Annotated in this window: 10 protein-coding genes and 1 pseudogene; 4 read left to right on the top strand and 7 right to left on the bottom strand. The window is 46.5% G+C overall.

The features are described from left to right. The 5 genes and pseudogenes from QUB70_RS29680 to QUB70_RS29660 form a co-directional block, all read right to left on the bottom strand. Positions 1 to 817 (bottom strand): annotated as a pseudogene (locus tag QUB70_RS29680) (IS5 family transposase); the annotation flags it as partial. Between the two features lie 100 nt (positions 818 to 917). Next, positions 918 to 1,256 carry a hypothetical protein gene (locus tag QUB70_RS29675; protein WP_332985258.1) on the bottom strand — a complete coding sequence of 113 codons (339 nt, stop codon included), beginning with the start codon at positions 1,254 to 1,256 and terminating at the stop codon, positions 918 to 920. 111 nt (positions 1,257 to 1,367) lie between these two features. Next, complete coding sequence (locus tag QUB70_RS29670; protein WP_332985257.1) at positions 1,368 to 2,450, bottom strand: tetratricopeptide repeat protein; 1,083 nt, start codon at positions 2,448 to 2,450, stop codon at positions 1,368 to 1,370. A 31-nt stretch (positions 2,451 to 2,481) separates the two neighbouring features. Then, entirely contained in the window at positions 2,482 to 2,700 is a 219-nt protein-coding gene (locus QUB70_RS29665; protein ID WP_332985255.1) for a hypothetical protein, read from the bottom strand. 100 nt (positions 2,701 to 2,800) lie between these two features. Further along, positions 2,801 to 3,127 (bottom strand): hypothetical protein, encoded by a 327-nt coding sequence (locus QUB70_RS29660; RefSeq protein ID WP_332985253.1) that lies wholly within the window; start codon positions 3,125 to 3,127, stop codon positions 2,801 to 2,803. A gap of 30 nt (positions 3,128 to 3,157) precedes the next feature. Between QUB70_RS29660 and QUB70_RS29655 the strand changes: the two genes are divergently transcribed. Both QUB70_RS29655 and QUB70_RS29650 read left to right on the top strand, forming a co-directional pair. Beyond that, positions 3,158 to 3,961, top strand: a complete 804-nt coding sequence (locus QUB70_RS29655) for a TPM domain-containing protein (protein ID WP_332985249.1) — start codon at positions 3,158 to 3,160, stop codon at positions 3,959 to 3,961. 292 nt (positions 3,962 to 4,253) lie between these two features. Further along, complete coding sequence (locus tag QUB70_RS29650) at positions 4,254 to 4,877, top strand: precorrin-8X methylmutase (protein ID WP_332985247.1); 624 nt, start codon at positions 4,254 to 4,256, stop codon at positions 4,875 to 4,877. A gap of 240 nt (positions 4,878 to 5,117) precedes the next feature. Here the strand turns inward: QUB70_RS29650 and QUB70_RS29645 are convergent, their stop codons facing one another. After that, entirely contained in the window at positions 5,118 to 5,756 is a 639-nt protein-coding gene (locus QUB70_RS29645; RefSeq protein WP_332985246.1) for a response regulator transcription factor, read from the bottom strand. Between the two features lie 167 nt (positions 5,757 to 5,923). After that, positions 5,924 to 7,120, bottom strand: a complete 1,197-nt coding sequence (locus QUB70_RS29640) for a sensor histidine kinase (RefSeq protein WP_332985245.1) — start codon at positions 7,118 to 7,120, stop codon at positions 5,924 to 5,926. 572 nt (positions 7,121 to 7,692) lie between these two features. Here QUB70_RS29640 and QUB70_RS29635 point away from each other — a divergent pair. After that, positions 7,693 to 8,142: a hypothetical protein gene (locus tag QUB70_RS29635; RefSeq protein WP_332985244.1), complete on the top strand. Its 450-nt coding sequence runs from the start codon at positions 7,693 to 7,695 to the stop codon at positions 8,140 to 8,142. A 444-nt stretch (positions 8,143 to 8,586) separates the two neighbouring features. After that, positions 8,587 to 10,569: an efflux RND transporter periplasmic adaptor subunit gene (locus QUB70_RS29630; RefSeq protein ID WP_332985243.1), complete on the top strand. Its 1,983-nt coding sequence runs from the start codon at positions 8,587 to 8,589 to the stop codon at positions 10,567 to 10,569. Positions 10,570 to 10,685: the final 116 nt, after the last annotated feature.

Below are 10,685 nucleotides of genomic sequence, written 5' to 3'. Positions count from 1 at the left end.
TTGGCGGTAAACTTCTGTGACAACTAACAGCATTTTATAATGATATTTACTCAGACACTGTAATTCGCCCATCTCATCAATATGGGCTAAATTTCTTTTGATGTATTTGATCTGTTTTTTAATTGCTTTTCTTCGTTCTTTTTGTGACGTTTTCCGTTTCTTTGCTACTTTTAAGTATTCTTTTCTGGCGATTTTTCTATAAGTTCTTGGCTTCTTTTTTTCTGGGTATTGATTTTGAGTATGAAGAGCATCTATAATTTCTTCAGTATGCGTTCGTGCTTGATTTAATAGTCCTAAATCATTAGGATATCTAATGTCGGCTGGTGCACAGGTTGCATCTAATATTAATTTCCCTTGATTGGGACTAGGCTGGCTTTCTAATGAGTTTTTTTTTTCGACTTCCCTTGGTATTTCAATATGGTCTTTGACCATTTTCTCGTTGATTTTATTTACTAGCTTGACACCTATTCTCTGCCGAAAATGAACCAACATTGATGAATCAAATGGTTCTTTATTGCTATAGGCTGTCATGCCTATAAAGTATTGCAGGTATGGGTTCTCTCGGATTTGCTCTACTGTTTCCCGGTCGCTTATTCCTAACCTTTCTTTAATTATTAATCCTCCTAATGCCATCCGAAATGATTTGGCTGGGGCTCCCATATCGGTTGCGAAATTTTTGGCATATTCTGCTTCAAATTCTAACCAAGGAATTAGTTTTGCCATGATTACCCAACGATTATCTTCCGACAACTGCCCCTCAAAGGGTAAGTCAAAGTTGGAGGGCGGGTGTGGGGCCCTAGTCAACTTTTCGGTACATGGCGAAAGTGATTAGGTGCTAGGCTTTTGACTGATTTTAACTCATCTCCTTGCACATTACAAGGGTTCAAACTTGCCACAAGTCTTTTTGTATAAGGGTTTCAGACTTTCTCCGCAAGCCCTATTGAGCAAGCTGGTATTGGCATCGGACTTTTGAAAGGTGATGGGGCGAGCAGTCGGGATTTTTCTCGACCAAACACTTCTTTCCCGAAATCACTGAGACGGTCTAAGTTTCTTTCTATTTTGGCAACTAGGACTCGCACTTCACCAAATTGTTCAAAAGCCCACAGCACGTTAGCTAGCTGATAGATAATGACGGAATTGGATGGATCGTAATTCCGGGCCTCTCGATACAGAGGTAGCACTTTGTTGAACTTTATATCCCCAAACCACAGACGATTCGCTTCATCAAATAACCGCTTGGCTTCTTTTTGATTCATGCCACTCAACTTCCTCTTTTACTTTTGGCAACAATGTGAATTATGGTCTCGGACTAATGTCTTGATGGTAAGGTCTTAAGTAAGTTTGAAATATTGCACAGAGAAGTTACTTTAATCTCGTCGCATATAATTTAACCTCGATCTATCGCTCCCATTCTTGCGTCGCAGTTCTTCTTCTTCCCTAAGTATTTCAGAATCACACCAACCCCTACCATCGAGGTAAGTTTCGTAAGCTAATAGAAACATTCTACGATCTTCAGCAGCTTGACTGATTGCCCACCAATCATTGCTATTAAAATTCATCGAATGAAGTTCTTTGAGGTTAATTTCCCAGGCTGGTATGGGCATGGTTAGCATATAAGAGGTAGGTTTCAGTATATATTGTTTGTATGTGTCAAAGAACTGTCTGCCATTTTCACTCAGGCGGTTTTGATGGACGGATGCAAGATCGAGTGCAAGCATAGCCTCATCAAATCGTTCAAAAGCCCGCAGCACAACCGCAAGTTGATAAAGCATCACTGGATCGGTCGGATCGTACTTGAGGGCTTCTTGATAAATTGGTAAAACTTGGTGATAACGTCCTTCCTTAAACCAGAAATGATTGGCTTTCTCAAATAGCCCTTTGGCAGACCATCGCATATTGTTTAACAACGCGCGATCGCTCTGGTTATTAACTCGCGCATTGTCGCCTTCCCAAGTTGTTTGGGATTCAGAAAATGGCTGGCTTTTGTCATAAGCAATTGCCGCCAAAAGAAACATTCTCCGCTGGCTGGCCGCAATAGCAATTTCCAGCCACTCATTATAATGGAAACTCTGTGACAGACATTGTTTCAGGTCGATTTCTGTTGCCGGTACGGGCAAGGGCGACGCATTATAAAGATGTTTCAACAGCCATTTTTTCTTTCTCGCCAAAAGTTGTCTGCCTGTTTTGTTGAGTAGAAATTGGTGAAGGGATGCCATTTCGAGTGCAAGTGCTGCCTCATCGAAGCGCTCAAACGCCCGCAAAACTACAGCCAGTTGATATAGCATTACTGGGTCAGTGGGATCGTACTTGAGGGCTTCTAGATAAAGCGGTAGGACAAGGTGATAGCATCCTTCTTCAAACCAGAGATGATTGGCTTGCTCAAACAGCCTTCTGGCTTCTGCTGGGTTGACTGCTTTTACGTCTTGTGGTGGGAAGAAAAATTCAGTCATAGCAACACAATTGGGTAGGAGTTGAAACGTTTTATGGCAGGTTTTGATGGTAGTTGATTAGGTAGGTATCCAATATTCGTTGAACCATCTCTCTAAGACCGCGATTAATTGTTTGTTTAGCTGAATTTAATAGTTGTTCCAGCCTATCAGCTTGGTTTTCATTGGGTTTCAATAATCCGTCTGAAGTTTCTTCAAGCTGTGCGGCAAGTGTTCTTAATTCAGCAGCTATTTGCTGAGGTGTTTTATTCACCTCGCCTCCTACTCCCGGTAGAAGACTCTCGATCGCACATACGGTCTCTCTCCGTTAGCATCGGCTTCAATGATTATCAATCTGAGATGTTGCATCAATATCAATAAGGGGCTTTTTTGTGGGTGGAGGCGGGTTTATTTAACTTGTCTGCACCCCTTAAAGCTTTTGGTGAACCCGCCCCTACAGGTTTTTGATTGCGGGTGCAATATCTCAGACCGATACTCACCGTCAGGAAATCGAGCTCTTGTTTAACGGTGGTTGGCCCTGGATCGCAACTGCGCCCTCTACACTTAATTGTCAGCTTCTTCCCCGATCGCAAACTTTCTTCCCCGAACCCTTCCCCTTGCTCTCGGCTTCCTGTAAAGTAAATAATTGTAAAGAAATATGAGTTTTCTCTTATCCTCTGGTTAAGACCGCCAGCTAGCATTCACAATTGAGACCCAGATTAGAATTTCCTATGTCACAGTTTTTTCCGCGAAGATTTCTAGCATCTGCTGTCGCATTTTTTCTAGCTTTGTCGGTGTGGGCGATCGCCCCAGCAGCCCATGCTTTCAACAATCCCGATTTGTTGCCGTCTACTCAGACGCCGATCATTGACTTAGCTAAAGCCCTTACGGATATTGAAGAAGAGGATTTGGCAAAAAATTTAAACGCATTTGAAGCCGAAACCGGCTGGAAACTGCGAGTGCTGACTCAGTACGATCGCACGCCCGGTTTGGCTGTCAAAAGTTATTGGGGACTAGATAACAAGAGCGTGTTGCTAGTTGCTGACCCCCGAGGCGGCAATTTGCTCAATTTTAATGTGGGCGACTCGCTGTATCCGCTGCTGCCGCGCACTTTTTGGGTGGAACTGCAAACCCGCTACGGCAATCAATTTTTTGTGCGGGACAATGGGGAAGATCGATCGATTATTGAATCTTTGGAGTCGATCGAAGGCTGTTTGCGTCAGGGCGGATGCCGCGTGGTTCCCGGTTTGCCGAGGGAACAGTGGGTTCTAACCTTAATTACGTCGGTGGTTGGCGGCGTCATTTGCGGGTTTGCGGCTCAGCCTCGGAAACCGGGACAGGTTGTGGCTTGGCAGTGGGCGCTGATTTTTTCGCCGCTGTGGGGCATTCTGTTTTTCGCTTTCGGACTTGGGCCGGTGGTGACTCGGACTTCTGACTGGTTGCCAGTGGTTCGGAATGTGTCCGGTTTTGCGATCGGAGCTTTGGTGGCATTCCTGACTCCGGTGCTGGGTAAGTCTCCTTCTTCGGAAACTTAGTTTTTTAGGAGTCATTAGTCATCAGTCATTAGTCATCAGTGTTAGAAACCGTTGATGAGTCATTAGTCATCAGTCATTAGTCATCAGTGTTAGAAACCGGGTTTTTTAGCGAATCTGCGGGCTGCTACGAGGTTTCTCGGCCCCCTGTGCAAGTTTTGAGATAATTTGTTAACTGCCCAAATGGCCCAAAAACCTGCTCCTGACAAATAACTAATGACTGGTGACTAATGACTAATGACTAAAAGCTGGTAAGCTGATACCTGACAACTCACAGGCGACAGCTATCCAACAAATGGAATGGCACGTAAGCGATGCCCAGAGTCTGGGATTAATCGATAACGAAATTGGCGACCACGGTTTTTCTGCGGCGGAGTACGAAATAGTCCGCCGCGTGATCTATGCGACTGCTGATTTTGAGTACAAATCTTTAATTAGTTTTTCCGATCAGGCTTTGCAAGCCGGGGCGGCAGCTTTGGCTGCTCGGACTACGATCGTGGTAGATGTGCCGATGGTGCAGGTGGGCATTACGCCCCTGATCCAAAGTACCTTTGCGAATCCGGTTTACTGTTCGATGGAGGCTTTGACGCGCCCTCAAAAGGAGAGGACGCGGGCTGCTTGGGGGATTGAAACTTTGGCAAAACGCTATCCTGAAGGTATTTTTGTTGTGGGCCAGGCTCAAACTGCTTTGTCGGCGATCGTAGATTTGATTGAATCTGAGGAAATTCGACCGGCTTTGGTGATTGGGACTCCTTCTGGGTTTGTGGGGGTTGACGTGGCGAAGTCGCGGCTGCACGATTCGATGGTTCCTCACATTCGGATTGAGGGGCGCAAGGGATCTGCGGTGGTGGCTGTGGCTATTGTTAACGGGTTGGTGGATTTGGCTTGGCAGGCTTACGGCCAAGAGGGGAACAGTTGATGATTTTGTGTGCTATTGGCGCGGATGGGTGGGCGTAAAAAATTGGATGGTAGACCTCTTGCAAAAATCCTTTTAATCAAATTCTGGAACGGGCAAGATGCCCATTCCACAAGAAAAAAAATTTTGTGGGATGGGCCGGAGAGCCCGTCCTAGTTATTTTTGCAAGAGGTCTGCTAAGAAAGTGGCTGAATCTGTCTCTGAGCAAGGCTTGGATTGCCACTTTCAGGCATCGATAAGTCCCTAATTGAAGAGTGAATGAGCCAACAGCGCGGCTTGAGTTCGATCGCGCAAATTTAACCGACTCAAAATATTCGTTACATAGTTCTTTACCGTGTTTTCGGACAAAAATAAGGTTTGAGCAATTTCTCGGTTGTTCGCGCCGGAAGCTATTAAACGCAACACTTCTAATTCTCTGGGCGTGAGTTGCTCTAATTCTGGCGGAGAAACAACCGTCGGATTAGTTACAGCAGGAGTCATCAAAGCTTTCTCAAATAATCCCGGGCCGAGTTGCGTGTGTCCTTTATAAACAGCGCGAATCGCTAAGGCAAGTTCGTCGGGTTCGGTATCTTTGAGCAGGTAGCCTTTTGCGCCCAGGCGCATTGCTTGGCTGACATATTCATCGTCATCAAAGGTGGTTAAAACCAGCACTTTTGTATCGGGATAAGATTTGGATATCGCCCCGGTTGCTGCTACGCCATCCATCACGGGCATCCGAATATCCATCAGCACGATGTCGGGCTGTAGGATGGGAATTTGTGCGATCGCCTCCTGTCCGTTTTCCGCTTCACCAATTACCTGCATATCAGAATAGCATTCCAGGATACTCTTGATTCCCCGGCGAATAATATGCCGATCGTCTACTAGCAAAATCCGAATCATACAACCATCCTCATATTAATTAGCGCGGGGAAAACAATCTATTTTTAATAAGGTTTTTTAGGGCGGGCAAGATGCCCACCCCACAAGAAATTGATTCTTTGTGGAACAGGCATCTTGCCTGTTCATTACAACATCTCGGTTTAAACCGCCGGGTTTTCTGCCGAGTTCTATATGTTTTGAGAGGCCAAAGAAACCGAAATCCGGCAACCGTTTCCAGGCTGGCTGTAAATCGCAAATTGACCGCTTAGCGCCGCCACTCGTTCTCGCATTCCCTGGAGTCCAAATCCAGTCGTATTTTGCGCGGGATCGAAACCTTTGCCGTTGTCAGAAATCGACAAATAAATCTGTCCTGCGTGTTGCTGCAACCCAACTGTCACCATCGTTGCATCAGCGTGTTTGTGAATATTTGTGAGCGATTCTTGCACAATTCTGTAAAGTGTTGTATTGATTTCCTGAGAGAGCGAAACTGGTAAGCGAATCGAGTTGGAAACTTCGATCGCAGTCATGCGCTGAAAGTCTTGGAGAAGTTTGTCGATCGCACTTTCGAGCGACAATCCTTGCAAAGGATTCGATCGCAACACCGAAACAGATTTGCGAATTTCTAACAAAGCTTCCGATCCGAGTTGTTTCGCCTGTTTCAGAAACTCCAGCGCTTTCTCATCCTCCGATTTCCATACCAATAGGGCATTATTAAGCTGGATGGTTTGAGCCGCGAGGGTGTGTCCGAGTCCGTCATGGATTTCACGAGCAATCCGATTACGTTCCTGCAAAGTTGCCTGGTCTTCAATTCGCAGGGCATAGTAGCGGAGTTGCTCGTGAGTTACGGCTAATTTATCGTGAGCGATTTCTAATTGCTCTCGGCTTTGGCGTTCTGCAATCAACGCATTAATTAACAATAAAGCGAACACTAATGTCAAACCAAATAATAACACATTGCTGAATCGCCATTCCCAAACAGTTGCCCGAATTTTATCAGGTAAAATTGGTTTTGATAACAACAGCGAACTATAGGAAAGCAGGGCCAAACCCAAGACAATCACCTGCCCCGGCTGGCAGAAAATCATACAACTACGCATCAGCAGCACGAGAAAAAGCAAAAAGCTCGATCGGCTCGATAACCCTTCCTGGACAATTGGCAGCAAAATCAAGCCAAATTCTAGGCCTGTAAATAACACTTTTCTACCTAACCGAACGGTTGGCAAACGCAAACCGATCGCGCCGAAAAGTGCGATCGCGCCAACCCGTAACAGCAGCGACCAGAGCGACTGAAACGGATGCAGCACTTCCATCAAGGCTGCCGTCGCCAGCAGCAGCCACTCCAAATAAAGCAACAAACGAAAAGATGGATAGGTCAAGCGAATCATAGAACTTTTCCCCATCAAAAGCTGGAGCGATGCAAGCAAGGTCGCTGACCTAATTGTAGATGGTATCTTGGAGTCAAAAAACACGTTACCTCCTTATGTTCAGAAGGCAGAAGTTCGGCAACAAAGCAGTGTGCGGGATGTAACGGATGTAACGGATGAATGTTGAGGGAATTGGAATTGGTTATCGGTCATCGGTCATTGAGCAATTCTCCCACTCTCCCACTCTCCCCCTCTCCCACTCTCCCCCTCTCCCCCTCTCCCACTCTCCCCCTCTCCCCCTCTCCCACTCTCCCCCTCTCCCACTCTCCCCCTCTCCCCCTCTCCCCTTCTCCCACTCTCCCCCTCTCCCGCGCTCCCCTTTTGCCATAACAGACAAGTTATGTGTAGCAGCTTAGCGAATCCGCCAACGCTCTCGCTAGAGCCTTTTAGACTGATTTTGGGTTTTGGGACTAGGAAAAAAGTCACAACCGCAATGTGCTTTTTGACTGGTCAAGTTAGGAGTCTTGGGTCATGCGCTGGCTGATTTTAGCCGATAAGATTTGGTGGTGAAGGTTAATTAGAGGCAGTAAATCATGAAAAGAAGAACGATCGCACCAGCATTTCTCCTCGTCGGTGCACTTTTGGTAGGCGGTTTGTCTGCTTGTACGCAATCCAATGCTTCCGAAGCTACCCAACCTGACACGACTGCGACCAATCCAGTAAGTTCCGACCAAGCGAAGGCGGATTCTGCTTCCACTCAAACTGCTCAACCTGTCGCGGCGACTGCAACTCCAAGTTCAGCGCAACCGAAAGCAACGGATGCAGAACGCGCACAGAAACGCGAGGAACTTCGCAAACAAGTCGAAGCGGTGTTGACGCCAGAGCAGGCACAACAGTTAGAAACTAAAGTCAAGGGAGGTGAAAAAATGCGGAAAGCTTTGTCCGAGCTAAATCTCACCGCCGAACAAAAGACAAAAATTAAAGAAATTCTCAAGACTGCTTATCCTCGGGGGCAAAAGCAGTCTCCAACAAGCTCGCAATAACGCTCCGATCGGGCAATTTACAGTGCGTAACTGATACAGGACTTGCGCGGGTTCTGGGGCCTACTCCACAAGAAAATTGATCTGTTGTGGAACAGGCATCTTGCCTGTTCTTGAGAATGATAAATGATACAAAATGTTAGTTTCAACTGAGATGTTGCTCACCTCTTGTACCGCTGTCAATAAGCTTTTTAGGAACAGGCAAGATGCCTGTTCCACAATAAAATTCATCTTTTGTAGAACAGACCGGAAAGCCTATTTTTGAGAATGATAAATGATACAAAATGTTAGTTCAACTGAGATGTTGCTCACCTTTTCCACCATTTTCAATAAGCCTTTATGAACAGGCAAGATGCCTGTTCCACAAGAAAATTTATATCCTGTAGAACAGGCATCTTGCCTGTTTTTGAGAATAGTGCAAGATGTTAGTTACAAAGGAGGTTTGTGATGATCGAGGAAATTATTAGTGAAAGTCGGAATGGCACTCGCCCTAAAGTTTCTGACGAAAATCTGAAGCTGAACGAGCAACCGACGCACAACGTAGAAATTGTTAGTGAAACTCCAAAAGACGCTATCCGTGAAGTTTTTCAGGAAGCTCCAACATTGCCGGAGAGCGAACCGGCGGACAGTGTTGCAGCCAAACAACCGAAGACGGAAAAGGTGCTGGCGAAAGGGCGGATTGCGCTGTTTCTGCTGGGGTTGCTGCTGGTGGGTGGGTTGGGATTTTTGGTTTGGGTGCGATCGACTGCTCCTAAAGCGGAAAAACCGAGCCGCAGCGGCAGACTGCAAATAACTCCGGTGACAGTAGCAACAGTAACGAAAAAAACGGTGCCGATACAGTTGCAAGCGATCGGCAACGTGCAATCGAGTTCTACTGTCTCGGTGACAGCACAAGCTAGCGGGCGGATTACAGGAGTTTATTTCAAGAAAGGACAAGAAGTTAAGAAAGGACAACTGCTGTTTTCGATCGACGATCGCTCTCAAACTGCCTCGATCCAGCAAGCTCAAGGAATCGTAGCAAAAAGCCAAGCACAGGTACAACAAGCCACAGCCAACCTTTCTAAAGACCAAGGAGTTGTGGAACAAGCCAGAGCAACCCTTGACAAAGATAGAGGAGTTGTCGAGCAAGCTAAAGCGACTCTTCAAAAAGACCGAGGACTTGTCCAACAAGCCAAAACGACTCTTCAAAAAGACCGAGGACTTGTCGAACAAGCCAAAATGACGCTCCAAAAAGACCAAGGTGCAGTTAAACAAGCGATCGCCACCTTGACCAAGGATCGAGCTCAAGCACAATATGCCGCAGCACAAAGTCAGCGGTACGCAGAGCTTTACAAACAAGGAGTAATCAGTCAAGATCAAGCCCAGCAATACGCTACCAGCAGCCGAGCCGCTGCGGCAACCGTCGATCTTGACAATCAAGCGATCGCCAATGCTGAGACGGCGGTAAGGAGCGATCGTATCGGGATCGCCAATGCTGAGGCAGTCGTCAAAGGCGATCTCGTGGCGATCGCCAATGCTGAGACGGCGGTGAAAAGCGATCTCGTGGGGATTGAGAATGCTGAGACGGCGGTGAAAAGCGATCTCGTGGGGATTGAGAATGCTCGGGCTGTCGTGGAAGGCGATCGGGCTGCGATCGAGGGTTCTCAAGCTGGGTTGAGTGCAGACGGCGGTGCCTTGAAAAATGCTCAGGTGGAATCATCCTATACCAAGGTCTATGCGCCGATCGACGGGCGTGCCGGAAATATTCTGGTGACAGTCGGCAATGTAGTGCAACCAAGCACCGACAAACCCTTGGTGACAATCTCCACAATTAATCCCATTCAAGTTGCCTTTTCGGTTCCTGAATCCAACCTGCCAGACATCCAAAAATACGCAGACAACGGCAAACTTAAAGTTGATGTCACCTTTGCTGGAAACAATCGTCCGATATCGGGAACCTTGTCATTTGTGAACAATACGGTTGACAATACCACAGGCTCAATTCAATTAATTGGCGACTTTAATAACGCAGATGGCAAACTTTTTCCCGGTCAATTTGTTAGCACAACTCTAACATTAAGTCAACAGCCAAATGCGATTGTTGTTCCCTCCCAAGCTGTACAGACAGGGCCGAACGGACAATTCGTATTTGTCGCCCAAGAAGACGATACAGTGGAAAATGTGCCTGTAGTTGTCAGCAATACAATCAACGGCTTAACAGTCATCCAAAAAGGTCTGGATGCGGGTGATGAAGTTGTCACCGACGGACAAGCAAATCTGGTTGATGGTAGCAAGATTCTCATTAAAACCGCAGCGGATGCTCAAGATAATTCAGATGCCACTAAAGGCAATAATTCAGAGAGAGCGGGATCGGAAAAGTCCGGTGCACAATCTGGTGCTGAGTCCAATTCATCGGGAAATAAGTCAGGGAAATCGCGCCAAAATCCCTAGGATAATCTGTTTGAGATTTTAAATGTGACGATTAGGCATAGATCCCCCCTAACCCCCCTTAAGAAGCAGGGTGGATTAATTGTCATCCTAGAAATAGGTACGTAGTTGGGCTTTAG

It is taken from the genome of Microcoleus sp. A003_D6, assembly GCF_036702825.1.
Lineage (GTDB): Bacteria > Cyanobacteriota > Cyanobacteriia > Cyanobacteriales > Microcoleaceae > Microcoleus.
This window is presented reverse-complemented; position numbering and strand designations above follow the sequence as displayed.

Bases quoted from the DNA above. Each gene is read 5' to 3' on its own strand.
- QUB70_RS29630 (WP_332985243.1), top strand. From the start codon at position 8,587: ATGATCGAGGAAATTATTAGTGAAAGTCGGAATGGCACTCGCCCTAAA.
- QUB70_RS29655 (WP_332985249.1), top strand. From the start codon at position 3,158: ATGTCACAGTTTTTTCCGCGAAGATTTCTAGCATCTGCTGTCGCATTT.
- QUB70_RS29675 (WP_332985258.1), bottom strand. From the start codon at position 1,256: ATGAATCAAAAAGAAGCCAAGCGGTTATTTGATGAAGCGAATCGTCTG.
- QUB70_RS29635 (WP_332985244.1), top strand. From the start codon at position 7,693: ATGAAAAGAAGAACGATCGCACCAGCATTTCTCCTCGTCGGTGCACTT.
- QUB70_RS29645 (WP_332985246.1), bottom strand. From the start codon at position 5,756: ATGATTCGGATTTTGCTAGTAGACGATCGGCATATTATTCGCCGGGGA.
- QUB70_RS29670 (WP_332985257.1), bottom strand. From the start codon at position 2,450: ATGACTGAATTTTTCTTCCCACCACAAGACGTAAAAGCAGTCAACCCA.
- QUB70_RS29660 (WP_332985253.1), bottom strand. From the start codon at position 3,127: ATGCTAGCTGGCGGTCTTAACCAGAGGATAAGAGAAAACTCATATTTC.
- QUB70_RS29640 (WP_332985245.1), bottom strand. From the start codon at position 7,120: ATGATTCGCTTGACCTATCCATCTTTTCGTTTGTTGCTTTATTTGGAG.
- QUB70_RS29650 (WP_332985247.1), top strand. From the start codon at position 4,254: ATGGAATGGCACGTAAGCGATGCCCAGAGTCTGGGATTAATCGATAAC.